Here is a 24,897-nt window from a genome sequence, read left to right as displayed (position 1 = left end):
ACGAGCAGGTCCGGGCTCCCGGTTGCTGCCGGGTTCAGTAGTCGAGGTCGAGGTAGTCGATGTCGTTGAGGGTGACGTCGGAGAGTCCTGTGGCGCGGGTTCCGCCGTCCTGGAAATACACGTCTTTGAGTCCTTCGGCGATGATCTGGCGCATCTGCTGGTCGCTGGCGCCGGTGTTGCGGGCGTCGAAGAGGCGCTGCGCGTACGCCGGGGGGAGGTGGACGGTCAGGCGCCGGAAGCGTCCGTCGTCGGTGGTGCCGATGGGTGCGGTGTAGCCGAAGCGGGCCCTCGTCTCCACCGTGATGCCCGTGGTGGTGGCGGCCTGCTTGCGGCGGCGTTTGCGGACCTGCGGCTGCCACCGCTGCCGTACGGCGGCGTCGATCCGTTCGGCGATCGGCTTGGGTGGGTGCTTGCGCTCGCCTTTGCGGTATCGCTCCACCGACCGTTGGCTGACCCCGAGTTCCGCCGCGACGGCTTTGGTCGTCTTGAGCTGCTTGATCAGGAAGTTGATGCGGGCCTGGAGGGTCTTGGGCGGCTGGCGGGTGAAGCTCTCCCGGTCGGCGCGTTCGATCGCGTCGTCGATCTCCCCCACGGCCTACTCTCCTTCGTCGAGGACGGCGTCGCCGCCCTTGATGTGCCGGGCGGGGTTGTAGCCCTGTTCCATCAGGTCGACCGCCCACAGCATCGACTGGACGCCCTCCAGCTTCGCCAGGCCCGGCGTGGGCCCGAGGCGAAACCCGCCGGGCTGCGGCTTGCCGGACGTGGCGTAGGGCAGGAAGTCCAGCGGGCTCTCCCCTGGTGAGGGGTAGACGACGCAGTCGGAGAGCACGGCGAGCGGGTACAGGCCCGTCATCTTCGCCATGTTGGTGAGCTTGCGGTGCATGTTCACCCGCGCCTTGCTGATGACGGCGGCGCGGATGTCGGGGCGCCAGGTGGGCCGCTGCAGGGCCGGCCACCGCTCGCCCTCCTGGTACTTCTTGCCCTGCGGGCGTTCGCGGAGCTTGCCGATGCCGCCCTTGACGGTGGCCTTGATGGCGGCCAGGACGGCCGCCATCGCCGGGTCGGCGTCCTTGTGGTGCTCCATCGCGGCGAGGAAGGCGCGGTCGTTCAGGTCTTTGGTGACGCCGAGGTCGGCGAGGGTGTCGACGTAGGCGTTCTTGAGGCGGTCGTGCCACGGGTCCAGGTACGCGCCGGTCTCGCGGCGCAGGTACGCCTCGATCGGCTCCACGTTGTAGCCGAGTTCCTGGGCGTAGGCGACGGTGTGCGTCTGGTACCAGGCCGGTTCTGTCGGCCGGGTGCCGTCCGGAGTGAACGGCGAGGGCAGGCGCGGGTCCACCTCGACGTGGGACAGATCAACCAACCAGGAGCCGGGGATCTTCGGGTTGAACGTCGGGGCGTGGAAGTGGTCGGGGCCGGACAGGCCGACGACCAGGCGGGCCGCGGCGGCGAGGAAGGCGGTGTTCAGGTCCAGGCCGACCGCGTACGGCAGCGTGCACTCCTCATCGTTGAGCAGGCTGACGTCGCGCACCCACTGGTACGCCTCCTCGTTCAGGAACCCGCCGTTCCAGCCGGAGGTCACGACGACGGGGTGCTCGGGGGTGGCCTCCGGCGGCGCCGGGTCCATCGGCTCCGTGCCCAGCGAGCCGGGGTTGTAGCCGGACACCCAGTTCCCCGTCTGCGGGTCCTGCACCGCACGGGTGGGCGGGCGCAGCGCCGTCATCAGTTCCAGGCCGGACACGGCGGTGGAGCCGCGCGGGGTGATGACCCGCTGGGCATACACGCCCAGGACGCGGGCGATGTCGGCCGGCTCCATCTCGCTCACGCCGGGCCAGGATCGCTCATCGAGTGCGTCCCAGGACAGGATCGCCAGCTGCACGCACTGCCGGTCGCGGCCCTGTGCCTTGCGGTAGATCCTCGCCCAGGGGCCGAACCCGCGCTGGGTGAGCCGCCATTTCGCCTTCACCACTTTCTTGACCACCGGGTGGTCCTCGGGCAGGCGCAGGGAGCGGCGCTGCTCGTGGCCCTCTAGGCGCTCGGGAAGCCCGAGCTTCACGGCGGCTGCGGCGGTGAGCACGATCAGCGGGTCGCTGTCTTTGCCGTTGCGGTGCAGACGCGGCGCACCGAGCCCGGATTCCTTGAGCGTCCACTCCACCAGCTCCACCACGGTGGCCGCGGGGCAGTCGAGCACGATGCCGCCCGTGGCGTACGCGGAGCCGTCACCGTCGAGCACAGCGAGCGGGCCGTGCGGGAACCGCGGATCGGCTGCCGGCTTAGCAGCCTTTTGAGGGGCCGGACGCCGCGCTGCCGCGGCCGGCCGGGCGGCCAGACGGGCCGGCCCCGCTGCTGGGACAGCGGGAGCCTGCGGGGCGTGTGCCATCTCCACTGCGGACGCAGCCGGTTCGGTAGATGCCGCGGACGCCGTTGCGGCAACCGAGGCTGGTGGAGCTGCGCCGGGGGCGGGGTACTTCGCCGCCCACCCGTTCAGCAGCCGCTGGTAGGCATCCAGGCGCGGCGACTTCGGCTCGCTACGGCCGTTCTCCCAGTTCTTCACTGACTGGGTCGTGGTCTTCAACGCGGTGGCGAGACGGGCCTGGGTGATGCCGGCAGCCTCCCTCAGCCGGGCCCGCTCCGCCGGAGGCGGCAGGTGCGGCTCCTCGTTCAACAGAGCGTCGACGGACGCGAACAGCTCTTCCTCAGATGCCATTTCCCTGCACCTTCACGCCAGAACCCCGAGACTTCTTAACCAACAACTTAGCCTACTCTTTAACCCTACCGCGCCCATTCCAGTCCCAGCGTGGCGAGTGCGGTGATGTACGGGGGCGGTTTTTCTGATCAGTAGTTCGTGGGTTGGCCTGTGCTGATCAGTTTGGTGCCTGGTGGTGGTAGCGCTTCATGCCCCGGTTGCTACGGTCGGTGGCGGAGGGAACGAGGGCTCGGGATGTGTGCTGAGCTGGCACTTTGTCAGGTGGAGTGAGTGCTGGTCATGTGTGGTCAGTTTCTCCGCATGGTGATCAGGTTCGTTGAGTGTTCGTATGCGCTGGTTGTGGTGTTGGGGTGGTTGGGCCAGTACCGGGTAGGGGCTGGGGCGCAGCCTTCCCAGTTGCGGTGCAGCGCGACGCCCGCTCCCTACCCGCATCAGGGCCCCGTCGCCACCATGAGGACGGCGTCCTCATGCGCGAGGCATTCAGCTACGGCGTCGGCATTGATGACCCCGCTCGCTGGTGTAGATAGAGCCGCAGCGCTGGCACTCTTGCAGCCCATCGATCACATCCGCGCAATGGAAGCAGAAGTCGATGGGTGTCTCCGGAGCGGCAGCCGTCGAGGCTCCTCGAACCAGGCTGCTCATCGTGCAGACGGGGCACCGATCCGGAGCGTCACCGTCGTACGAGGCATCAGGAACGGCGCGGTTGAGAACGCGGACGGCATAGCCCAGGGCCAGGCCCAGAGCGCCATAGCCCTGGACACAGAGGTGGCAGTACATGGTGGAGAACCTTGCGTCCGACTGGCACCACTCCGGCACGCCCCTGATGAGTGTCGGAGTGAGGGCGAACTGCTGGCACTGCGGGCACCGGAGGGTGCGCGCTCTGACGGGCCCCAGGATCGGAGCGAGGTCCTTCATGCGCTCTGCCACGTAGCCCTGGATCGTGCGGACCCCTCCGCGGATCCGGTCCATGTCGATCTCCGCGTGGTGCCGTTCTTCTTCATCTGTGATGTGCTCCAGAATGTGCTCATCGACGAAACTGATGAGGAAGTTCAGTACTTGGGCAGTGGTGCTCTCCACGGTGCCGGATTTGGCGAACTCGCCAACCAAGCCATAGTGCTGCAGAGCGTTTCGGCGTTCGGCTAGGTTGGAGAGAGCAGCCTCATCACGCTTGCTGAACTTGATACCCGCTATGTTGGTCAGCCGCTTTCGCGTCTCTTGCGGAGTGCAGCTGTTCAGTGTTCCGTTCTCGAGCGCTTCTCGCGTAGCGTCCCCGGGGTTGGCGAACACCAGAGACCAGTGCACCATCTGCAGACGCGCCTTCAGAAGCACTTCGGCGCCCGCAGCCAGGTGCAGCACGGCGTACTTCATAGCCCTTGCACTTGGTTCGCTTTCACCCTCTAGGTGCTCTACCACGCTGACCAAGTAGTCCAGACCATTCATGACAGGTGGAAAGTGCACGTCACCTGTGAGCTCCGCTAGACGCACTTGGTAGTAGGACCCATTGTGTTCGACCAAGCGCTCATCCCGTGGCTGCGGTATCTCCTCGAGTTCATGACTCGACGGGTCGTCGAGAGCCTGCTCATACATGCGGATCCTTCGGAGCGAGTGAATCTGGGCGCAGGATCTTCTCACGCACACGGTCCCACCCTGTGCCCCGTGGTCAGGTTTCGCCGGGGGAGTGGGGCTCGTGTTGTGACCTGACAGGGCCGCGGTTCGTTATGCCGAAGCAGCGCGGCGTGGGCCTGGTGCACGTACGTCGGGCAGGTCGTCCCTGTCTTGGTCGCCGGTGAGTGCGTCGGCCGAAAGGCGACGGTAGTGGTGCAGCAGAGCGGCTAGCTGCTCGGGTTCGACGTCTGCGGCGGCGACGAGGGCGGCGAGGAGTTCTGCGCGGGAGGTGCGTTCGCCGGCGGCGGCAGCTGCCCGGACCAGGATGTTCAGCCTGCGGTCGACATCTTCGGGCCAGAGCACCGAGGTCTGACGGCGTCGCTGCTGGTGCAGCAACTTCATAGCGCTCCCTCGGTGACAGGCAACATATACCGAATATATATTGCAGTTCATGGTGACGCTGCTGCAAGACCGTCAGGTTCCTCCGCGAGACGGCTCGGTGCCGACCACCGTGCGGATAGGGGGGCGGGAACTTCAGCCGACGCCGGTGTTCGACACTTACTGGCGTTTCGCCTCGGCCCGGCAGGCTGTGTATGAGGCTCGTCTGGCCGGGCAGGCCCAGCCGTGGACTGATGATCCGATTCTGGCTGGCCACCGGTTCACTAACTGCTACCGCGCCGCCGACCGGGTCAGTCAGGCTGTGATCAGCGAGGTGATCTACCAGGGGCCGCAGGAGTGGAAGGACCTGTTCTTCCGCACGTTGCTGTTCAAGGTTTTCAACAAGGAGTCCACCTGGGAGCTGCTGTCCCGTGAGGTGGGGGAGGTGCGCTGGGCGACGTACGACTACCGGGTCTACGACCGGGTGCTGTCAGCGGCGTTCGCCCGGGGGGAGCGGTTGTATTCGGCTGCCTACATCGTGCCCCCGCCGCAGCTGGGGGAGGAGCGTAAGCACCGCAACCACCTGCGGCTGCTGGAGATGATGATGACCTCCGGCGCGCCTGAGCGCGTCGTTGGGGCGGCCACGATGCGCGAGGCCTACGAGGTGCTCCTCGGCTACCCGGCGCTTGGCCCGTTCCTCGCCTATCAGTTCCTCATTGATCTCAACTACGCGCCGCACCTTGGTTTTTCGGAGATGGACTTCGTTGTGCCAGGCCCTGGTGCTCGTGACGGCATCCGCAAGTGCTTCGGTCCTGCCGCCGACGGCATCGAGGCCGACCTCATCCGCTACATGGCCGACTCGCAGCAGGAGCATTTCACCCGCCTGCGGCTGCCCTTCGCCGGGTTGGGGGGACGACGGCCCCTGCAGCTGATCGACTGCCAGAACCTGTTCTGCGAGGTCGACAAGTATGCGCGGGTGGCCCACCCGGACGTCGCAGGTATCAGTGGTCGTAGCCGCATCAAGCAGGCATACCGGCAGGACGGAGCACCGCTGCGGGCCTGGTTCCCGCCCAAGTGGGGCCTGAATTAGGCGTCGGCTGTTCGCTGTGTCGGGTCAGGCACCAAGGCCGAACAGTGGTGTGGTGAGGGAGTGTTGGAGGGCGCCGAGTTCGGACTTGGTGCAGTCGAGGCGGGCGCATCCGGCTATGACGGTCAGTGTTCCCGGTGTGAGCTGGGCGTGGCGGGCGACCCAGGCGCACAGGTGGCCCAGGGCGAGGTAGTTGCCGTAGGCGCGGTCGAACATGTAGTGGCTGCGGTAGTAGGCGGCCAGGTGCACGGTGTCGGTGGTGCTGTCGAGCTGGAAAGAACAGTGGCTCAGGCAGGGGAAGTCCAGCGTCTGGGTGTCCAGGGCCGCGGCCCTGATCACGGCCTCGGTGCCCGCCGTGGTCTGGGGCGGTTCTCCTTCCCATGCCTCGTCGTCGTCCGTGACATGGGCGGTGCCGGCCTCGTAGACGGCACTCCATTTCGCCGAGGAGCGCAACTTGTCCAGGCGCCGGATGACGCGGGCGAGCTGGTCGACCGGTTCCGGCTTCTCGGCGCTGCCCGGGTAGGCGACGAGCCGTCCGAAGTAGGTGCCGTGGGCGTTGCGCCTGACCCCGCGCAGGCGCGGATAGAAGGCGCGGTAGCGGTCGGTGAGCTCGTCATGGGTGGTGCAGGTGGCGGCGAGCTGGGCGGGGAAAAGCGTGTTGACGACCGTGTCGATGGGGTAGAGCGGCGACTTGGTGCGGGCGGAGCGCAGCCGGTCCAGTTCGGCGCGCAGATGCGGGTCTTCCTGCAGAGGGTTCGCAATGCGCACCACAGTATGGAAGGCCCTTTTGCCCGGTATCTCGGACAGGCGGGTGCAGGCCTCCAGCCATGCACGGGAGACGTCCGGGGCGTCGACGGTGAACGTGTGCATCGGCTCGCTCCTTGATCGGCGGGGTGGGTGGGCGCCGTGCGGTGGTGCGGGTCGTCAGGCCCAGAAGTGGTCGGACCCTTCGCGGCCGGGCGTGCGCCGCAGGTTCACGCGGAACAGTTCTGTGCTGCCGGCGGTAGCGGTCACGGTGCTGTCCGCGGCCACTTCCTGCGTCACCCACGCCGCGCGGCCCTGTTCCGGGGCGGGTACAGAGTCCAGGAACGAGAGCTGGCCGGCTGTGGTTGGCGGTGTGCTGGTCAGGCCTTCGGGCAGGTGGTCGTAGCGCGCCCCGGGGACGGTGAGCAGCAGGCAGTCGCCGGCGGTCACGTGCAGGGTGGCGGCGTGCGCGGCCGGGGCGATCACGTGGACGTGCGCCTGCGTTCCGAGCGGCAGACCGCCGGCGAGCTCCGCCTTGAGACTGCCGGGGGAGTGCTTCAGCCACACGGCCTCGGTGGACCGGTCGATCATCTTCAGCCGCACCAGGTGGCGCACGGTGGTGGCGTAGGGGGTGCCCAGCCAGCGGGCCATCCGGTACACGTCCAGCGGGGACTCGGGGCGCGCGAGGCCGCAGCGGGCCAGGGCGGCGCGGGCGGCGGGGCGGGGCATCAGGAACCAGGAAGCGAAGGTCTCGGCCTCCCGCTCGTGCTGCGGCCACCCCTCGCCCCATCGGCCCGGTGACTGTTCCTGATGATCGATGCTGGTGCCGTGGCCCATGCGGTGGTGGCCCAGTTCGTGAGCGGCGGTGTGCCGCATGCTCACCTCCTCCAGGCCGGTGTTGACCAGGCACCCCGGAACGCCCTGGCTGCCGTCGATGTACAGCCCCAGCAGGCCGCCCAGCTTCTGCCCCATGACCTCCACGCCTGCTCGGCGCAGCGCGCCAAACACGTCGACGTAGTCGTCGACGGCGACGGCGAGCGCCTCGTGGGCCTGCGCGGCTGCGATCATCGCGGCGCCGTGAGCACTGTTCCAGCTCACGCACCGCCCTCCGGTCGGTGAGGCGGGCGCAAACCGCCCGCCTCCTCTTCCTCTGCCTGGCGGCGGGCCTGCAGGTACTGGATGAACTTCGCCACCTCGATGCGGTCGCCCTCGCTCAACGGCCGTGTGGTGCGCGGCAGTCCCGCGAGCGCGTGTTCCCCGGCGTCGGCTGCCTCCTCCTCGTCGAGGAAGTAGGATGCCGGCAGCCGGTAGAGACGGGCGAGCTTCTGCAGCTCCATCACCTCCACCTTGCGTACGCCGCGCTCGATGTCGCTGACCGCTGAGCGGACGATGCCGGTGCGCTCGGCGACCTGCTGCTGGGACAGCCCCAGGTATTCGCGGGTGGCCTTCAGCCGCTGGCCCAGCCGGGTCCGCTGGTCGGTGTCGGTATCGATGGGGGACGGCGCCTTGCCGTTCATTGCATGTGCTCCTTCGCCTGCATGGTGTCGTACACGGTCTCGGCGAACGCCCACACCGAACGCAGGGAGCGCCCGGCCTCGGCGTCGGCCGGGACGGAGACCTCGAAGTGCTGCTCGATGCGCGCCAGTATCTCCATGATCAGCACCGAGTCGACCGGCAAGTCCTGTCCGCGGGCGGCCAGTTCCTCGTACACGTCGTGGCTTGGCCTGTCCTGGTGTTCAGCCAGGAAATCGATCACGATGTCCACGATCTCCTGGACGCTGCGCGACGGCATGCTCTGCTTCTGGCCCTTTCGCTCAACTCCGGGACAGGGCGCCCGGCCTGACCTACTGTAGAGCGATGTCGGGAAATCCGACAGGCTTGTTGGAAGATCCTTCATGGGAGTGTGCGTGCACCTGGCCCGTTATCAGCAAGCAGCCCTCAAGACGCTGCAGCCCGCCGCCGAAGGCACCGACCCGGTCCTGATACCCCTGCTCGGACTCGTCGGGGAGGCCGGCTCGGTGGCCACCGCCTACAAAAAGCGCTTGCGCGACGGCGCCGACGCCAGCCCGTCCAAACAGCAGCTGCGCGAGGAGCTCGGCGACGTCCTGTGGTACACCGCCACCCTCGCCCACCTCCTCGGCCTCGACCTCGAGGACATCGCCGCCGCCAGCCTGGAAAAGACCAAAGACCGCTGGCGCGCCACCCCCGACGACCAACGCCCCCGCTTCGACGCCGACTACCCTCCCCACGAACAACTGCCCCGACAGACCACCGTCACCTTCACCCCCACTCCAAGGCCCGACGGCCGCACCGTCATCGCCCTCACTCGCGAAGACGGCACTCCGGCCGGCGACCCCCTCACCAGCGCCAGCCACATCGAGGACGACTACCGTTTCCACGACGCTTTCCACCTGGCCCACGCCGCCGTCCTGGGCTGGTCACCCGTCAGCCGCTTCCTCCTCGGCTGCAAACGCCGCAGCCGCCCCGGCATCGACGAAGCCGAAGACGGCGGCCGCGCCATCGCCATCGAGGAGGGCATCAGCGCCCTGGTCTTCTCCTACGCCAGCCGCCACCGCTACTTCGAAAACGTCCACCACGTCGACCACGAACTGCTCATCACGATCGACCACATGACCGCCCACCTCGAAGTCAGCGTGCTGCGCGCCGCAGACTGGGAGAACGCGATCATGACCGGCTACGCCGCTTGGCGACAGCTACGCAAGCATGGCGGCGGTCGCCTCGAGCTGGACCTCGATGCTCAGACACTGACTTTCGTCGAACCCTGAGGTGGCCCGAGGGCACCGACACATCTCGACGCCGCGGCAGGCCGCCTGTTCCTCTATGCGGATGCTGGTGACTGGCTGGCGCTGTCTGGGGCTGTGGGCGGTAGAGCTCCTGGAGGCGGGTCGGGTGGTGGCTGGGGAGTGGCGGCGAGGGCTGTGGCCTGCCGGTAGGTGATGATTGCTTGGATTCTTTTCTCGGGGTCTGATATCTGGTCCAGAGTGGCCGCGAATTTCTCGTCGAGGACTGTTCCTTTTCGTTGTCGTGAGTGTTCGAGGATGAGGCTGGTGAGGGGTACGGCGAGGTATGCCGTGATGACGATTCCTCCAACGGCCCACCAGGGTGCGCCGCCCAGGGCGCCGACGAGTACGGCGGGGAGGCCTGCGAGGAGGCCGGTGATGGGGGCGAGGGAGGACGAGTTCATCGCGTGGAGCCCTTCCAGCACGTGACGGCTGGGCCCGCCTCATGCCTGAACGAGCCGCAGGAAGGCGGCTGGGACGGGGTGAGGCGGCACGGGTGTGCCGTTATGTGAGGGCATGCCGAGGGCCGGTGCCGCCGTGGGGCGGGCCGGTGGTGTTTTACGGCAGGCCTGTCAGCCCCTTGGGAGACCGGTTCGCTGATCTCGTGGGACGGTTTAGGGGAATTGTTCGGTGGTTTTCGCGGGAGAGGTTTTTTCGGCTTTTTGGGCAGGGTCCAGCTATGTAATGCAGCTAACAAAAAGGCTGCTAATAAAGCCCCTGAGCCGGTTCATTTAACCTTTTCCGCGCCACCTTTCTTCTACTCGCTGGCTGCGTGCATCCTCTTGCGGGCACGGCAGACCTGCCCACCAGTATCGGTCATCTCGCCGCCGTCTGGGGCCTGTTCGGTCAGATCAGTCCCGAAGTTCTCACTAGTCGCTGCTGGTTGAGGAGGTGGCCGACCATGGGCGGATGGTCCGGTGCCGACCAGAGGGATTCAGGCGGTGATGAGTCCGGCTGTGGTGAGGAGGTGTTGTTGGTGGGGGTGGAGAAGTAGCCAGCCGCGGCGTTGGTTTTGGAGCCAGTTGCGGGTGGTCGGGCTGCCGGGGTTGGTGTGGGCGTGGTGGTAGGTGCGTTGCCACAGGATGGGCCAGGGAGGGTTCCACCAGGGGGCGATCGTGGCGAGAGCTTGCTGGGTCGGGGAGGGGCTGGTCCGTTTCTTTGCGAGTTCGCGCTGTCGGTTGAGCCATTCGCCGAGAGGGAAGCCGTCGTGGACGGTTTTGATCGGCGGGCAGAGGTGGCCGTGGGCGCCTGCCCAGGCACGGGCGTGCGTGAGGGCTTCGGCGTGGGGCCGGGGCCGGGGACTGGGCTGCCAGTGGGCAGCTGTCTGGGCGGTGATGCCGAGGGCGGCCAGGAGGTGTTGCTGGTCTGGGTGGAGTTGGTCGTACTGGAGGCACGCCCGGGTGATCCAGCTACCCAGGACGGTGCTCGGTGCAGGGATGCGGGCGACGGGGTCGAAGGGTTCGCCGGCTTCGATGTGGTCGCGGGCGCGGTAGTAGTTGCGCTGCCAGTGCAGATCCCACGGCGGGTTCCACCACGGATCGATCGCGGCCAGCCTTTGAAGGTGGGGTGAGGGCGGCTGCCCGGCTCGTGCGCGTTGTTTGGCGCGGTTGCGCTGGCTGAACAGCCACCACCCCAGCGGATATCCGTCGTGCCGGGTGTCGCGGGGGGCTGCGAGGTGGCCGTGTCCGGCTGCGTAGGCGCGGGCGTGTGCCAGGGCTGTCTCGAAGCCTGGTCTCAGATCGGGGCGGTGCCCGAGGCGGCTGCGGGGCTCGCGGGGACGTTTCGGTTCGGCGGCACGCCGCCGCGCACTGGTGGGGGTTGCTGGACCTGCTGCCCTTCCGGCTTGGCCGGTCGTGTCTTCCGCGTCCAGGCCCGGGGCGGCAGCGGGTGCTCTCGCGGCCGTTCGTGCGTGTTCCCCGGCCGTGCGGGCTACGCCGGCCGTGATGCCGATGTCGGCGAGGAGTTGCCGCTGTTCGGGGTGGAGCTCGTCGTACGTGGCGCACTGACGCCAAAGCCAGTCGGCAATCCCAGAGTCGTCGAGGTCGCTGAAGCCGTTCTCGGCCTGGAGGAGGCGGCCGGCTGCGGCGTCATCGCGGGCGCGGTAGTAGCGGCGCTGCCATGTCAGCTTCCAGGGCGGGTTCCACCAGGGATCGATGGCCGCGAGGGCCTGTGCCCGTGCGGCGGGCAGCGGCTGGCGGTCAGAGCGCCGGTGGTTGCGCTGATTGGCCAGCCACTGCCCGAGCGGGTAGCCCTCGTGGAGGGTCGTCTGGGCGACGGCGGCGAGGTTGCCGTGGACGTCTGCGAACGCGCGGGCGTGGGCGAGTCCTGTCTGGAAGCGTTCTGTGTAGCTGCGTCGCCTGGGGTGGGCTGTGGCCGCCGCCGCGGCGTCGATGCCGATCTGGGTGAGGAGGCGTTGTTGTTCGGGGTGGAGGGCGGGGTAGCGGGTGCACTGCAGATACAGCCATTCGCCGAGGCTGTAGCCGGTGGTGGGGAATCCGCGGGCCGGCTGGAGCGGGCCGTGCGTGCCGATGTGATCGCGGGCCTGGTGCCAGGTGCGCTGCCACAGGGTGCTCCATGGCGCGTTCCACCACGGGTACAGCGCGTGGAGGGCGGCGGCTTGGTGGGCGGGCATGCGGGTGTGGCGGGTGCGCAGGTTGGCCAGCCACGTGCCCAGCGGGTAGCCGTCGGGCTCGTCTTCCTTGGGGACGGCCAGGTGGCGGTGCTGCTGGTGGTAGACGCGGGCGTGCGCAAGATTTCTGTCGAAGGCGTGTTCGGCTTGCGGGCTGTGGCCGCGTAGCCGTTTGACCGGCTGCGGTTCCCACGGGCCGTCGTCGGCGCGTGACACCGGTCGGGGCAGCAGGTCGCTGAGGGGGCGGGGCCGGTGCGGTGCGTGGACCTTCCACAGGGTGTTCTGCGCTGCGGGCGTGGGAGCCGCGCGGGTGCGTACCAAGGAGTGGGCCCAGGCGAACAGCGGTCCGCGGGTAAGGGCAGCGAGGTGAGGGACGAGCCATGGCCGGCCGAGCCGGCCGGCGATGGCGGTCAACAACTGGGGCAGCTCGCCCAGCCGATAGGGGAGATGGCCGCCCGATTCGGCAACGGTGCGCTGCTGCAGGGAGCGGCTGGCCAGCAGCTGCGCGAGGGCAACGACCTCGGGATAGGTGATGAGGTCGCGGGCGGCCACCTTCCACCAGCCCGGATCGGCATCGGCCTCTCGCGTGGTGTTGGCGCGGGCCGGCCACAGGCGTTCCTCGTCGGGCCAGGGCTGCTCCCACCAGGAGTTGGTGACGGCGCGGGCGACCTCGAAGGCCTGCGCTGCGGCGGGGGAGCGGTGCAGCAGCCGGACATGCCGCCGCTGGGCGGCGATCACCTCCGGGCAGCGGCCCAGAGCCACGGGCAGGCCGCTGGTCGCGGGCAGGTACAGCAGCCAGTACCGGTGGCGTGCGCAGACCCGCTGCTCGGGGGCCAGGTACCGGCGGGCCGGCACCCGGCGTCCGGTGCGGGCTGCGGTGCATGCGGGACAGGCCGGCCCCCACGCCGCGACGGCTTCCTCTCCGCGCATCAGCCGGCCGACCGGGCCGTCCCCGTACTTGCCGGACGGCTCTTCCCGCGTCCATGCGGGCAGCGCCCGCTCGAGCTCCCGCGGCGGAACGCGGCTTAGCGTGGAAACGCGGGCGCGTGCCTGGGCGTTGAGGTGGATCTCGCTTTCCGGGTGGAGCATGCCGGTGAGATTCTGCAGGCCGCCGACGTCGGTGACGGCGGTGAGCAGGTCGCGCAGGCCGAGGTGGTAGCGGGCGGCGAGCCGGTTCAGGAACGACAGCGTCAGCTCCCCGCACAGCGGCGCGACACGTCCGGCAGCCCCGCCGGCCAGGTCAGTGGCAAGGACACCGGACGCTTCCGGCCGTGCCCTGCCGCCGGTCGTGCCGCGAGTTTCCGTACGGGCCGGAGGCTGGTGCGCCATTGCGGATGCCCTATTGCTGCCGTCGTGCGGGCCGGGCCGGCCGGGCCTGGGTTTCGGCGGCCGCGTCGAGCTCCACCTCGCTCAGCAGCTGCTTGGTGATCCGTTCGGTGCCTTCGGTGATGGCGACCAGGGCGGCTTCACGAATGAGGTGGGAGAGGCTGCCGATCCGCCCTGCGGTGCGGGTGTGGAGGTAGGCGGCGTGCTTGACCAGTGTTCCGGGGCGATGTGCGCGCAGCCTCAGCAGATCTTCCATGGCCCGCACGAGGTCGTCCCAGACAGCCCGGTCCTGATCGGTGGCATACGCCAACGGGCGGTGGCGGAAGATTTTGAAGCGGCCGGCGATCTGCGCCCCGCGCACCCCGCTGAGCAGTGAGGAGGTCTCGACGTCGATCGCGGAGTACACGAAGGTGGCCGGGATGCGTTCGCCGAGGTACTTGAGCTGGTCGGAGGGTTCCGCTCCAGCGCGCCGCTGGGTGTCCAGGAGGTGGACGTCGTCGATGAGGACCAGCTGGGTGCCCAGTTCGCACAGCAGATCGCACACGGCGCCGGTGATCTGGGTCTGGTTGAGGCGGTCGGTGATGGGCATGCCGAGGAACCGGGCGAACTCGCTGACGAGCATCTTCGGGGTGGCGGCCGGCGGCACGCTGATGAACAGCACCGGTCTTCTGTCGCCGTTGCCGGGATGCTGACGCAGGTCGGCCAGCTGGAAGGACCGGCCCAGGGCCATCATCGTGGTGGTCTTCCCGGTCGTGGCCGGCCCGGAGATGATCAGGCCGCGCCGGGCGCCCGCCTGCTGGCGGCGGTTGACCAGCAGCAGCCGGCGTACGGCGGTGAAGACACTGTCCATGGCCGGGGTGCGCATGACGGCGAGTTCGGAGTGGTAGTCCTCGCGCTCCGTCTGGGACCAGCCGGGATCGGCGGCGTCCCGGGCGGGGGCCGGCGCCCGGTGGACGAAGGCGTCCCAGCCCTGCCATACGGTCGGAGGGGCCAGCGGGGCGAACCCGGCGGCGTCGTTCGAGAGCGGGCTCACCATCGCAGGGATTCCTCGAAGGGGTCGTAGACCGTGACGGAGGACTCTCGCGCCGGACGTGCTTGGGCGCCTTTGGACCCGGGCGCCGCAAGGCCCGTGGCATCGGCGGGCCCAGGGGGCTGGCGCTCACCCGCCGCGTCGGCTGCCTCCTGGTCGTCTTCGGCGAAGACCTCCTCCCCGTGGTCGAAGACGTCGTCCTCGCTGGGTCTGTCGGCTTGTGTCCGCGGCTGTTGGCCGTACAGGATCCCCCACACCGCAACGTCTGCGTTCGCGGCGGCACCGGCGCGGGCGGCGACGACCTTCTCCCGGCGGGTGCCCTGGCCGGCGCCGGCCCGTTCCAGCAACTCCCGCAAGGCGAGGGCCAGGTCGTGTTCGTGACTCACGCGGTCTGCGCGGCGGGCGAGGGTGTGTCGCACGTGCTGCCAGGTGAAGTCGGTGAACGGGGCGGTGACCAGGGTGTGGTGGATCCAGGGCACAGCCTCCCAGCCGTATCCGCGCGGCTGGCCGGGGTCCGGCAGGCGCACCCAGACCTGGCCGGGCGCGTGCGGGTTGTAGTGGATCTCCCACAGGCCGTCCGCTGCCGGCGAGGGTTCGCCGCGGTAGGGGTTAAGGGTCTTGTGGTCGTAGGTGCGGTAGTCGATGCGGATGCCGTAGTCGTTGATCTTCTGCCGTTTGACGGGCATGAGGTCGATGTAGTCCTCGCGCCCCAGCGGCACCGGGACGTACCCGCACACGGCGACCAGCGCGGCCCACATCTCGTTCGGCGACAGGGCGCGGCGGGGCATCATCGGGTGCCGTAGCCCGTCGTGCTCGCGCTCCTGCCACCCGCAGATGATCCACTCCTGCAGCAGGTCGTCCAGCTGAGCCAGCGTCCACACCGCCTCGCCCCCGGCATCCTTCCCCCGCTCACCGGTGTGCGAGCCCGTATAGCCGGCCACATGCTGCACGAACAGCGTGTTGATCGAGGAGAAGGTGCGCTCCACGTGCCCCTTGGCGGGACCGTTTCGTGGCGGCGTGGGCTGCACAGAGACGCCCAACGACTCGCAGGCGGCGATGAACGACGACGAGACGAACACCTTGCCTTGGTCGACCACGACGGTCTGCGGGGTGATCACCGGCCGCGCCGCAGCCGCCTTCAGCCGGGCGTCCACGTTCAACAGCCGCTCGTAGGGGACCACCGACGCTTCCATCGCCAGTGCATCTGGCCAGGTGGGCCACATCGGCGCGGGGATCATCATCTGTGCCAGCAACTGCGCCGCGTCCACGCTGCGGGTTCCCTTCGGGCGCAGCACGGCTGCGCAGATGCTGCGGGTCGCCACGTCCAGCGCGATGGTCAGCTCGGGCCGTTCCACCACCCCGTCGTCGAGCACCACGAAGGCGTCCAGCACGGTGCTGTCCATCATCACCAGCTCACCCGGCGCCATCACCGTCGTCGGGACGAACGGGGGAGCCGGGCGCGCCGAGCGCCAGCGGCGCTGCCGCGCGCTGCCCAGCAGCCCGCGCCCGTCGGCCAGGACGTGCACGAGCCGGTTGAACGTCGCGGTCGACGGCAGCGGTACCGACCCGTGGCCGTGCCGCTCGGCCAGCAGCCGCTCGGTATACACCCGAAGCCGTCCCAGCGTTCCGCTGGAGCGTTCCTGCCCGGTCTCCAGCACCTCCCGCAGGGCGGCCACCACCCGCTCGTCCGCACGCCCCAGTGCCGACCGGGGCCGGGCGGCCCGCTGATCCACCAGTCCCCACACCCCGTCGTTGCGGTAGCGGGCCCGCATCCGCCGCACCGTCACCGCGCTGGTGGGCATCCCCGCCGCCGACAGCTCAGCCGCCTTCGCTTCCTCCCGCTGCGCCAGCGTCCGTGCATCCGGGTCGTACTCGGCCCGTGGAGGGCCAGCCGCACCGGGGCCGCCCGGTTGCCCCGTCTCCACCTCCCGCACGTGCCGCTCCCAGGCCAGCGCCCGCTCCCGCACCGGCGCGGGCAGCGACTCCAGCAAGCCCAGCGGCGGCACCCGGCAAGCGGCGGGCCCGTGCACAACTTCGAATCCCTCGTCGGCGAACAACAGAGACAGCAGCAGCGCCGCCATCTCGCCGTTCTCGGCGATCAGCCGCACCTGACCGCCGGTGAGGGCGGCTACCGTCCAGGTCCGCCCCTCGAACCGCACCCGGGACCCCACCTCCACCACCGGCCCGCCGGGCCTCCGACTCCCTGCCCCCATCACGCAGCCTGTGCCCACACCGGCATCCGCTCATGCATCACAGCGCCCAGATCCGCGGACAGCTGCCCCGCCCACAGCGCATGGAACAGCGCGGGAAGGACCACCATCGGATCCCCGGTCTGGCGCACGCCCTCCCACAGCGGCGTACGCTCGGCGAACGACTCCCGCAACGATGCGGCCAGCTGCTGGCCTCCGTGGTACCGCGGAGGCCGGTACCCGGACAGCCAGGTCACGTTGCGCCGGTACACCGGATCGACCGGACCCAGCACCCAGTACCGCCAGCCCACCGCCGCACACACCTCGCCGACCACCGCCGCGAGGCACCGCTGCCGCTGCGAAAGCTCCCCTCTGGCGGTGCAGTCCGCCAAGACCCCCTGGCCGTCGGCGAGCCGGAGCATCACCTGTGGGACATGCGTACGCACTCCGCCCGGCTCCCGCCACCGCAGTTCCAGTGGCCGACTGGCCAGGCCTTGGACGCGTGGATCGCGGTCGAGCAGCATCAGATGCAGCCGCATCACCCCAGACCCGTAGTGCACGAGCCGTCCGGTGGTCGCCGACCACCACCATCCTGGCGCCGTGCGCTTGCCCTTGCGGGCTGAAAACGGCCTCAGAGGCGGACACTGCTCGAAGGCCACTTCGGCGGCCGCCGCTGGCCACGTCGAACACCCCGTCGTTCCGCCCGCAGCCAAGAACCGTACGTCCACAGCTCCGACATCGGTCGGCCCGGCCCTTGCCGCATCCCATTCCGCGCTTCGCACACAGAGCCAAACGTTTGTCGGCTCATCCGGTAATGGGCATAACAAGCCAACGGGAAGCGCCTGCCAAAGTTCCAGGTCCGCCGGTCCTGCCGGGCGTTCCTGACCCAGCAGACGTGCTGTCAGACGTGCTCGGACTGCTCTACGGCCCAGGCGTAGCCCAGCTCAGCGAAGGCTGCTCGCTGCTCCGCATCCAGCCGGTCACGCCTGGACTTCTGGTTACTCAGAAAGACACCCAGCCTGATCACCGAACCGTCCGGCAGCTCTTCAACGTGTGCCCTTCCCACGACGTTTCTGCCTTCGCGCGCGATGTATTGGGCGAGGGCCGCGATCCCCCGCCGAAAGGCCGTCGACGTCTTTCCCCCGGTGCTCTTCGCGCCATCCTTGGCGGCTGGCGCCGACTGCTCGGTGGGATTCACACCCAATGCTGAGAGTTTCCGCTGCTGCTCCCCGGAAAGTTGGAACCAGTCGCGGGACTGTCGCTGCAGCCACCGTCCGAGGTCGTCGCCCTCAAAGAGCACGCCGGGTTGGATGTCGGGGAGTCGGCCGTGGGGTTCGTCGGCGGCGAGGTCGGCGAGGACGCGGTAGTGGCGTTGCCAGTCCAGCGGCCAAGGACAGTTCCAGTCCGGATCGATCGCCGCCAGCTGGGCGGCGCGGGCCGCGGCGCGTTCGGGATTCTTGCCGAGGCCGTACTTGCGGCGGAGGTTGGCCATGTGTTCCCCGACCGGGACCAGTTCACTGTCTGCGTCGCCCCAGACTGCGTCGCGCCGGGGGGCGAGGTGGCCGTGGGCGCGGTGGAAGGAGCGCAGGGCGGCGAGTTTGTTCTCCCAGGCTTCGTCGCCGGGTTCCCACACCATCCCCGCCTCGTCGAGCAGCATCTTGCGGTGGTCGTCGAGCTCGCCCGCCCGGTACACGCGCCGCTGCTGGTGGACCCACCGCCCCAGGGGGAACGCCTTGGTGACGCCGGCCTCGATCTCGGTGTCGTACGGGACTGCGTACAGGCCGCTGATGAGGTTGTCCTTCCGCCAGCGCAGCAGCGCCTGGTAGCCCTCCAGCCACACCAGCGACTCCGGCCGGTACACCCGTGTGCGCAAGAACGCCGCGATCGTCGCCGCGTCCCTCGGGGTGGAGAAGTGCAACAGCGCTGACTCCGCCGCGCCCTCGGAATCGTCGTACCCGCCCTCGCCTTCGACTGTGGTGCCGATGATCCGCCCGTCCTCGTCCCGCTTCACGTGCACATGCCGCTGCCCGCTGGTCAGCGCCCGGCTGGCGAGTTGCTCGACGAGGCGTTCCGAGTGACTACGGAGTCCTTGGAGGACGGCTACCAGAGGTGCGAACGAGGCGGAAGCGACCATGTCGGCCGGGTCCTCGCCGGGCTTCAGGAAGACGGGCACGATGATCCTGGCCACCTTGGTCGTGCCGTCGGGGTTCGGGCGCAGGGCCCGGCCGATGTTCTGCACGATCTCCACCTGCGAGCCGCGGGTGTCGGCGAAACACACCGCCTCCACGCCCCGCTCGCCGACGATGTCGACGCCTTCGCCGAGCACGCGGACGGAGGCGAGGAAGGCCCGGTGTACGCGGCGGCCGGCGGCGTCGATGCCGTTGGCGAACTGCCGTAGGGCTTCGCGTCGTTCGGCGACGAGGTGGTCGCCGCACAGCCATGCCGACCACACCCGCTCCGGGGGCACGTGGCGGCCGGCCTCCAGCTCGTAGAACTCCGCGTCGATCGACGACTTCGGCAGGGAGTCCGCGCCGGCCAGGGCCTTGTCGGAGATCTCGGCCGCGTACAGCTCGGCGGCCGTCTGCGGCATCTTCTCCGCGAACGCCATCGCCTCTTCCACCCGTTGGTGGAAGGTCATGACCGTGCGCAGGTCCCGTGCGGCGGCGTGCTCCAAGAGCGCAGTCTGCAGCAGTGCCAGCCGCCGGCCCCGCTGCGCCTCCTCCGACAGTGCCTGGACGGGGGAGGGATCGTGGATCTCCAGCACGTCGATCTCGAACCCGGCGAGGATGCCGCGCTCGATCGCCTCGGACAACTCGAGCTCGTAGATCCACTCTCCGTACGGGCCGTTCGGGTCGGACGCCATGGTCGCGATCTCCAGCTCCTGGCCGTCCCTGCCCTTCTGCGGCCGGGGGGAGGCGAGGATACGGGGGGTGGCGGTCAGGTAGAGCCGGAAGTCCGCCGGGATGCGGGTGTTGTCGTGGATCGCCGCCCACGGCCGCCCAAGATCACCAGTGGTGGAGTGGGCTTCGTCGACCACGGCGAGATCGAACGGGGCCATCGTCTGTCCATACAGCCGCTCTCCGCCCGCCAGAGCGGCCTCCAGCGGCCCGCGGACCTTCCGCCCACCCAACGGGTCCTCTGGGTCATCGCGATCCACCAGGGAGGCGTACGTGGCGAACACGACCACCGGCCCCTTCCCCGCCCACAGCGCCAACTGGATCGCGTTCGTGGTGGTCCGCACGCCCAACTGCTCCAGGACGTCGTCCTTCTCCAGCGAGCACACCGCAACCATCGGCCCGCTGTGGCCGAACCTCCGCCATGCCTGAACGGTCTGCACGAGCAGATCGAGGGTGGGGACCATGACGAGGATCCGCCCGCCACGGAAGCACTCCAGCGCAGCCCACGCGGCTGTGATCGTCTTGCCGGACCCCGTGGCGGACACCACCGTGGCGCGCGCTCCTTCTGCGGGCGCAGAGGACCTTGCAGGGAATCCCACCCATTTGCGGATACGCGCAGTCGCATCCACCTGGTGTTCTCTGAGCTCGATCCTCTGAATCCCAAAACGCGCTGTCATCAATTCCTCTTGCCGAGATCGCATTGCTAGCCGAGCTGTCTCATCGATGGCGGGCGGTCCCTTTTAGGCCCGGAGTAGACCGTGGCGGTCCGGCATTGCGGTGCCGACATGCACTCAGCTTCCCCGCGGTAGACGGCGGCCACAAGAGAGTCAGCTCCCTACCTCCAAGACCGACTCGAAACCCTCGAGTTGCAGCGCCTCCACGGCTTCACCGGTCACCGTAGTGGTAGTGCGGGCGCACGGCGGGCGTGGTCCGCGAGTGCCACCGACTCCACCTATCCCTCGATGCTGCCGTGCAGGGGCACCCAGATGCCGGCGGGGAAGCGCGGTGCGCTGCAGCCCGGCCCCGAACCACCAGCCCTCCGCCTCCGACTCCTGGGCCGGGCGGTGACATGGGCTGTGACGGGTGCGATGACAACCGGCCTGTGACAGCCGGATCCAGTCCGGCCCGTGCCGGGGCGCGCCCTCACGCGTACGTGCGGTGGCGGGGCCGCCCCCGAGCGTTCGGCGCCCGGGGCGCGGCTTCGGCTCGGCGGCCGGGACGGCGGGCAGGGGTTCCGCGGCGAGCTGCGCCGGGGCAACAGCTGCTCGTGATCCTGGCCGTCGGCGGGTTCGGCGCAGCATTTGCACTGTGGGACCCGGCGGAACCGGGCCGGCCCCAGGGGTCTCCCAGGGAAGTAGTCGGCACGCCCGGAACCCCTTGACCGCCTGGTCTGACCTGCGATTTTACTCGCTCGGCCCGGTCGGGTGGGGCAAGTTGTAGAGCAAGTTGAAAAGCAAGCAGTAGGGCAAGTTGTAGAGCAAGTTGAAAAGCAAGCAGTAGGGCAAGTTGTAGGGCAAGCCGCCGCACCCGGGGGTTTTCCACGGCCGTGACCTGCGCGTTGGGCTGTGCCTGCGGTTCGCTCCCTGCTCTTCGGGGCTGCGCTGTGGTGTCGTCCCCGGTCTGCGCTTCGCGTTGCTGGACTGGGCGTTCGACTCGCTCGACCCACCGAGGACGGGCGTCACATCTACGACATAACCCTGGTAGGAGCCCTGCGGGTCTGTACCGGGTCCGGCGCCTGCATTCAAGACCGGAGCCCGCCCGTTTTCCCAGGTCAGAAGCCTTGAATTCAGATTCTGAGCTGGAAGAGTCGATGCCGCCCGCAGCACCCGGCACCACCGCTCCCACCTGACGGTTGCGGGGCTAGGTGCTCCTTTCCGCACTCTGACGCCGTCCAGTCCGGAGCCTGTGGCCAAGACGCAAGGGCCTGGGACTGAGCACGCTCCGCCATCCATCGGCACGCCCGGTCATCGGCGTGCCCTGATCCCAAGGGGGACCTGTCCGTGTCCACGCTCGCTCTGCTCGTCCTGCTGCTCCTGGTCGTCGTCGTGCTGCTGTTCGCGGCCGGTGCCGCGTACGTCGTGCACCGCCACCCGTCGTGGAGCCAGCCGCTCGGCGCCGCGTTCGGCGCGGTCACGGTCATGGCCGCGCTGGTCGGCGTGATCCTCGCCCGGTGACCGGCCGTGCCCGTGTGTGGCCGTGTGTGGCCGGCGGACCACGACGGCTGTGAGCGTCCGTCTCCCGCGCGTTCTCACCCCGTCCGGGCCCCCCGGCGGGGTGAGGGCTGTACGGCCGTCAGGCGGCCGTCCGCGCTCGCGGTTGTCGCGCTGGGTGTCCCGCGGGCGTGGAGAGTCGTGTGTACGCATGGCTGCCCGCCCTGTGTCCCCCGAAGTCCGATGTCCTCGGAGGCGGTTTCGGGGATGTACGGGCCGCAGGAGTGTGATGTGGCACACAGAGACGCTGGGTGGGCGAGGTGGTCGGCCGGCGTCGCCGTCGCGCCGGAGGGCTCCCGGCGGCGCGTGCAGTCCGGCGCGCTGGATCGTCCGCGCCGCTGACAGGTTTGTTCTCCCAGTTGAACTGTCATCTTGGACTCTCACCTTGACCTTTCACCTGGCCCTCTCATGTACCCGCTGGCACGTCCGCCAGAGCGAGGGCTGAAGCGTTTGGGTGCAGCCAACTGAGATGGCTATCTTCAGGGCATGAAGACGACAACGCCCGCCGAGCGGGACATGCAGAAGAACAAGGCGACCGCCAGGGACACCCGTACGGCGATCCTCAAGCGCTCGATCCGTCCCAACGTGCCCCTGCGCAAGACCTTTGTGCAGGCCCTCAAGGGAGCCCCGAGCCGTCACGGACCGCTCAAGGAGTTCGTCACGGGACGAGACCTGCGCGGGCTCAAGGCCTACCTGATGATCGTGGCCGCGTGCAGCAACGGGACGAACGGCTGGTCGACCACGCACGACAGCGCCGTGTGGGCCCGGATGATGGACATCGGGCAGACCGCGACCGATCAGTCCGCCCGTACCGGCGCCTGGCGCACCCTGCGCCGTCTCGAGGCGCGTCGGCTGATCACCTGCCACCGCACGGGGACCATGATCACGGTCACCCTGCTGCGGGAGGACGGCAGCGGCCAGCCCTACGACCGCCCCCTCGGTGACACAGAGGACAACCTCTTCCTGCAGATTCCGGCGACTTTCTGGACGAAGGGCTACGACGAGCAGTTGGACCTGCCTGCTCTCGCGCTCCTGCTGGTCGTGGCGCGCGAGAAGAACTGGTCGGCCTTCCCTGCGGAGAAGGCGCCCGAGTGGTACGGCTGGTCGGCCGACACGCACGAGCGGGGCCTGAAGAAGCTCCTCGACCTCGACCTGGTGGAGCGTCGGGAGCACAGCACCAAGGCTCCGCTGGCCCCCATGGGCGTGACCATGACTTACCAGTACCAGCGCACACCCGCCGTCCGGCCGCGCAAGCCCCCCCGGAAGCAGACGACCGCCCCGGCCACCGCGACCGCGACGGCGAAGAGCACCGCGAACCCTCCGCGAGGCGGGGGCGCGAAGTGACCGTGTACATCGAGCCCCTCGGTGCCGCGATCCTGTTCGTGGGCATCGTGGTGGGCTACATCGTCTACAAGCACACTCGTACTTCGACCGCGCCGGCCAGCCGCGGCGACGTCGTCGGCGCCATCGGGACCGCCGCGGTGGTCATCACCACCCTGGTCTTGTTGCTCGGAGGGGGCAACAAGACCACGACGGAGGGTGAGAACCCCGCCCGCGAGACCAGCACCAGCACGACGAGGTAGCCACGCCGCCCGCCAGGGTCAGCAGGGGACGGCTACTCAACGGCCACGGTTGCTGACCTGCGGCGCGCTATTGCGTACGCAACTGCGTACGCAACCGAGGCGTGTGGTTGGACCTGACCTGCGCGGACTGTCTGTAGGCGAGGCTATAGAGGGCAGGTACGATCGATATCGGGTGTAGACGAACCGTCTACACACCAGAGGGCCCCTTCCCCGGGCTGCAACCCAGGTCAGAGGCCCTCCGAGCGATACAGCAGTAAGCCCGGTCGTCTGTCATCCGGCCGGGCTTACTGCTGCCCGGGCCTGGTACGACCGCGCCCTCGTGCTCTCCGTCAGGAGAGCTGCTGCACCACGTAGATGGTCACGTCCGCCAGTACCAGCGACCAGTTGATCAGGAACTGCCAGATGAGCTGGCGCCGTTCCCGGCGCCGCTCGATGGCGTCCTGCTCGTCACCGTCGTCAGCGGTCGTCTTTGATTCCATCTGAACCTCCGTGGCGCCTGGAGTAGCCCGGCGGGCTAGCCGGGCCCTTCACCGTGGTGAAGCGCTGGGCAGGCGCCTTGGAGGAACGGGACCAAGCATAAGCCGCCCCTGGAAACCAAAGACCCGGGGGACCACAACTTATGGGCAGTTGTTACGCCCTGACCTGCAACGTTGTATCTGTTGCACCTAGATCTAGGGGTGCAACACCTCATCGCGGAGCGGACCGGGGGCGCGGTCCTCGCAGCGGACTGTGTGCTTCCGTTTCGGACACTTCCGGGGGTGGTTGCTCATCGGCGGAAGAATGAGCGCGCCGGGCGCGGCCTGCGCGCCGGTCCGGCCGCTGGAGCGTCCGGACCCGGGGAGGAAAAGGGCAGCGCCGATTGGGAATCGGGCGCGGTCATTCGCGGGTACTTCCCGTGGCGGGTGCTCCCGCCGTGCGGCAGGCCGGCCGGTTCTCCGGGGCGGGTGTCCGGGCCGGGGCGCGCGCGGCTCGACCCCGTCTTCCCGGCTCGTATTTGGAATGCGGTTGTGGGGGCGGGTTTTACGGACGGCTTTCTTGGCGCATTCCCGCGCTCTTTCCCGAGCCTTCCTGGTTTTGCTGGGTGGTGGCGTGTGCTGGTTCCAGAGTTTGTCTGGGTTGGGTTTTTGATGCAGGGTCATGATTCCCTGGTTCGGGTTTTGTTGCGACTTTCGGTATTCGCCCCCAGCCTCGTGACGGCCCGTCAGTTTGAGCCGGGAGGTACCCCCACCCCCGCACTGGGGAGCGCCTCGGGTCAACGTCTGTGCAGGTCAGGCCCGGTGGTGCTGCGCCCCGGGCGCGGCCCGGAGTGCTTCTGGGGGTGGTGGCTCGGGGTCCCAAACGGTACACAGACCCAAGGGTGATGCAGGAGGTGGTCCGGATCTGCCAACGCTACATGCTGCATCACTCCGAGTGGTCAATCCCGGGACCACCGGCCGTGGTTGAGCACGGCCCCGGCCACCCGCCCTCGTAGCCAGCCGCCCGCGTAGCGGGCTCGGTCCGGGAGCGCAGCGGACGGGCCGCCAGGCCCCGGGCACCAGGGCCCAAATGCGCAGCACAGCGCAGCATTCGCACGGGGAGCGCAGCGGACCGTGCCGCCTGCCCGCAGGGCAGGCGCAGCCCCTCGGAGCGTAAGCGGAGAAGGGCCGGCCGCGCAGCGGCCGAACCGCCCGCGCTTGCGCGGGCGGTGACGCTCCGTCACTCGCCCCCGCGCAGC

Annotated in this window: 19 protein-coding genes; 5 read left to right on the top strand and 14 right to left on the bottom strand. The window is 69.0% G+C overall.

The window, feature by feature from the left end; genetic code table 11:
• Positions 1 to 34: 34 nt before the first annotated feature.
• The 4 genes from tpg to ACZ4UU_RS44375 all read right to left on the bottom strand — a co-directional run bounded on the left by tpg (position 35) and on the right by ACZ4UU_RS44375 (position 4,711).
• The gene (gene tpg / locus ACZ4UU_RS44390) at positions 35 to 592 is read right to left on the bottom strand and encodes a telomere-protecting terminal protein Tpg (RefSeq protein ID WP_471909147.1); all 558 of its coding nucleotides are present in this window, start codon (positions 590 to 592) and stop codon (positions 35 to 37) included.
• A 3-nt stretch (positions 593 to 595) separates the two neighbouring features.
• Entirely contained in the window at positions 596 to 2,704 is a 2,109-nt protein-coding gene (gene tap, locus ACZ4UU_RS44385; RefSeq protein ID WP_471909146.1) for a telomere-associated protein Tap, read from the bottom strand.
• A gap of 480 nt (positions 2,705 to 3,184) precedes the next feature.
• Positions 3,185 to 4,291, bottom strand: coding sequence for a hypothetical protein (locus tag ACZ4UU_RS44380; RefSeq protein WP_471909145.1), 1,107 nt, complete (start codon positions 4,289 to 4,291; stop codon positions 3,185 to 3,187).
• A gap of 129 nt (positions 4,292 to 4,420) precedes the next feature.
• Positions 4,421 to 4,711 carry a hypothetical protein gene (locus tag ACZ4UU_RS44375; RefSeq protein ID WP_471909144.1) on the bottom strand — a complete coding sequence of 97 codons (291 nt, stop codon included), beginning with the start codon at positions 4,709 to 4,711 and terminating at the stop codon, positions 4,421 to 4,423.
• A gap of 49 nt (positions 4,712 to 4,760) precedes the next feature.
• On the opposite strand from ACZ4UU_RS44375, the gene ACZ4UU_RS44370 reads away from it, so the two are divergent.
• Positions 4,761 to 5,777, top strand: coding sequence for a nucleotide kinase domain-containing protein (locus ACZ4UU_RS44370; protein ID WP_471909143.1), 1,017 nt, complete (start codon positions 4,761 to 4,763; stop codon positions 5,775 to 5,777).
• 24 nt (positions 5,778 to 5,801) lie between these two features.
• Here the strand turns inward: ACZ4UU_RS44370 and ACZ4UU_RS44365 are convergent, their stop codons facing one another.
• Genes ACZ4UU_RS44365 through ACZ4UU_RS44350 form a run of 4 tightly spaced genes read right to left on the bottom strand, consistent with a single transcriptional unit; the run spans position 5,802 to position 8,310 of the window.
• Positions 5,802 to 6,644 (bottom strand): thymidylate synthase family protein, encoded by an 843-nt coding sequence (locus ACZ4UU_RS44365; protein ID WP_471909142.1) that lies wholly within the window; start codon positions 6,642 to 6,644, stop codon positions 5,802 to 5,804.
• A 54-nt stretch (positions 6,645 to 6,698) separates the two neighbouring features.
• Positions 6,699 to 7,616 carry an ImmA/IrrE family metallo-endopeptidase gene (locus tag ACZ4UU_RS44360; protein WP_471909141.1) on the bottom strand — a complete coding sequence of 306 codons (918 nt, stop codon included), beginning with the start codon at positions 7,614 to 7,616 and terminating at the stop codon, positions 6,699 to 6,701.
• Complete coding sequence (locus ACZ4UU_RS44355) at positions 7,613 to 8,035, bottom strand: helix-turn-helix domain-containing protein (protein ID WP_471909140.1); 423 nt, start codon at positions 8,033 to 8,035, stop codon at positions 7,613 to 7,615. The genes ACZ4UU_RS44360 and ACZ4UU_RS44355 overlap by 4 nt, the downstream gene beginning before the upstream one ends.
• Positions 8,032 to 8,310, bottom strand: a complete 279-nt coding sequence (locus tag ACZ4UU_RS44350; RefSeq protein WP_471909139.1) for a phosphopantetheine-binding protein — start codon at positions 8,308 to 8,310, stop codon at positions 8,032 to 8,034. Before ACZ4UU_RS44350 ends, ACZ4UU_RS44355 begins: the two co-directional genes overlap by 4 nt.
• Before the next feature lie 115 nt (positions 8,311 to 8,425).
• Between ACZ4UU_RS44350 and ACZ4UU_RS44345 the strand changes: the two genes are divergently transcribed.
• Positions 8,426 to 9,304 (top strand): MazG nucleotide pyrophosphohydrolase domain-containing protein, encoded by an 879-nt coding sequence (locus ACZ4UU_RS44345; RefSeq protein ID WP_471909138.1) that lies wholly within the window; start codon positions 8,426 to 8,428, stop codon positions 9,302 to 9,304.
• A 949-nt stretch (positions 9,305 to 10,253) separates the two neighbouring features.
• Here the strand turns inward: ACZ4UU_RS44345 and ACZ4UU_RS44340 are convergent.
• From ACZ4UU_RS44340 to ACZ4UU_RS44320, 5 genes are all read right to left on the bottom strand, one after another.
• Positions 10,254 to 13,277: a Helicase associated domain protein gene (locus ACZ4UU_RS44340; RefSeq protein WP_471909137.1), complete on the bottom strand. Its 3,024-nt coding sequence runs from the start codon at positions 13,275 to 13,277 to the stop codon at positions 10,254 to 10,256.
• A 10-nt stretch (positions 13,278 to 13,287) separates the two neighbouring features.
• Positions 13,288 to 14,310, bottom strand: a complete 1,023-nt coding sequence (locus tag ACZ4UU_RS44335) for a TniB family NTP-binding protein (RefSeq protein ID WP_471909136.1) — start codon at positions 14,308 to 14,310, stop codon at positions 13,288 to 13,290.
• Positions 14,304 to 16,517 (bottom strand): transposase family protein, encoded by a 2,214-nt coding sequence (locus tag ACZ4UU_RS44330; RefSeq protein WP_471909135.1) that lies wholly within the window; start codon positions 16,515 to 16,517, stop codon positions 14,304 to 14,306. Before ACZ4UU_RS44330 ends, ACZ4UU_RS44335 begins: the two co-directional genes overlap by 7 nt.
• The gene (locus tag ACZ4UU_RS44325) at positions 16,517 to 17,152 is read right to left on the bottom strand and encodes a TnsA-like heteromeric transposase endonuclease subunit (protein ID WP_471909134.1); all 636 of its coding nucleotides are present in this window, start codon (positions 17,150 to 17,152) and stop codon (positions 16,517 to 16,519) included. Before ACZ4UU_RS44325 ends, ACZ4UU_RS44330 begins: the two co-directional genes overlap by 1 nt.
• A 242-nt stretch (positions 17,153 to 17,394) precedes the next feature.
• Complete coding sequence (locus tag ACZ4UU_RS44320) at positions 17,395 to 20,067, bottom strand: helicase associated domain-containing protein (RefSeq protein WP_471909133.1); 2,673 nt, start codon at positions 20,065 to 20,067, stop codon at positions 17,395 to 17,397.
• A gap of 1,323 nt (positions 20,068 to 21,390) precedes the next feature.
• Between ACZ4UU_RS44320 and ACZ4UU_RS44315 the strand changes: the two genes are divergently transcribed.
• The 3 genes from ACZ4UU_RS44315 to ACZ4UU_RS44305 all read left to right on the top strand — a co-directional run bounded on the left by ACZ4UU_RS44315 (position 21,391) and on the right by ACZ4UU_RS44305 (position 23,183).
• The gene (locus ACZ4UU_RS44315; protein WP_471909132.1) at positions 21,391 to 21,564 is read left to right on the top strand and encodes a hypothetical protein; all 174 of its coding nucleotides are present in this window, start codon (positions 21,391 to 21,393) and stop codon (positions 21,562 to 21,564) included.
• A gap of 522 nt (positions 21,565 to 22,086) precedes the next feature.
• Positions 22,087 to 22,944 (top strand): hypothetical protein, encoded by an 858-nt coding sequence (locus tag ACZ4UU_RS44310; protein ID WP_471909131.1) that lies wholly within the window; start codon positions 22,087 to 22,089, stop codon positions 22,942 to 22,944.
• Positions 22,941 to 23,183 carry a hypothetical protein gene (locus ACZ4UU_RS44305; protein ID WP_471909130.1) on the top strand — a complete coding sequence of 81 codons (243 nt, stop codon included), beginning with the start codon at positions 22,941 to 22,943 and terminating at the stop codon, positions 23,181 to 23,183. The genes ACZ4UU_RS44310 and ACZ4UU_RS44305 overlap by 4 nt, the downstream gene beginning before the upstream one ends.
• Positions 23,184 to 23,512: 329 nt before the next feature.
• Here ACZ4UU_RS44305 and ACZ4UU_RS44300 read toward each other — a convergent pair whose 3' ends face one another.
• Entirely contained in the window at positions 23,513 to 23,662 is a 150-nt protein-coding gene (locus tag ACZ4UU_RS44300) for a hypothetical protein (RefSeq protein WP_471909129.1), read from the bottom strand.
• Positions 23,663 to 24,897: the final 1,235 nt, after the last annotated feature.

This window comes from Streptomyces sp. NPDC028907, assembly GCF_055564995.1.
Note: the sequence above shows the minus strand (reverse complement) of the source record. Positions and strands in the feature narration are given on the sequence as shown.

Coding starts and splice junctions, on each gene's coding strand:
- tap (WP_471909146.1), bottom strand. CDS start 2,704: ATGGCATCTGAGGAAGAGCTGTTCGCGTCCGTCGACGCTCTGTTGAAC.
- ACZ4UU_RS44380 (WP_471909145.1), bottom strand. CDS start 4,291: ATGTATGAGCAGGCTCTCGACGACCCGTCGAGTCATGAACTCGAGGAG.
- ACZ4UU_RS44375 (WP_471909144.1), bottom strand. CDS start 4,711: ATGAAGTTGCTGCACCAGCAGCGACGCCGTCAGACCTCGGTGCTCTGG.
- ACZ4UU_RS44370 (WP_471909143.1), top strand. CDS start 4,761: ATGGTGACGCTGCTGCAAGACCGTCAGGTTCCTCCGCGAGACGGCTCG.
- ACZ4UU_RS44365 (WP_471909142.1), bottom strand. CDS start 6,644: ATGCACACGTTCACCGTCGACGCCCCGGACGTCTCCCGTGCATGGCTG.
- ACZ4UU_RS44355 (WP_471909140.1), bottom strand. CDS start 8,035: ATGAACGGCAAGGCGCCGTCCCCCATCGATACCGACACCGACCAGCGG.
- ACZ4UU_RS44350 (WP_471909139.1), bottom strand. CDS start 8,310: ATGCCGTCGCGCAGCGTCCAGGAGATCGTGGACATCGTGATCGATTTC.
- ACZ4UU_RS44340 (WP_471909137.1), bottom strand. CDS start 13,277: ATGGCGCACCAGCCTCCGGCCCGTACGGAAACTCGCGGCACGACCGGC.
- ACZ4UU_RS44335 (WP_471909136.1), bottom strand. CDS start 14,310: ATGGTGAGCCCGCTCTCGAACGACGCCGCCGGGTTCGCCCCGCTGGCC.
- ACZ4UU_RS44330 (WP_471909135.1), bottom strand. CDS start 16,517: ATGGGGGCAGGGAGTCGGAGGCCCGGCGGGCCGGTGGTGGAGGTGGGG.
- ACZ4UU_RS44320 (WP_471909133.1), bottom strand. CDS start 20,067: ATGACAGCGCGTTTTGGGATTCAGAGGATCGAGCTCAGAGAACACCAG.
- ACZ4UU_RS44310 (WP_471909131.1), top strand. CDS start 22,087: ATGAAGACGACAACGCCCGCCGAGCGGGACATGCAGAAGAACAAGGCG.
- ACZ4UU_RS44300 (WP_471909129.1), bottom strand. CDS start 23,662: ATGGAATCAAAGACGACCGCTGACGACGGTGACGAGCAGGACGCCATC.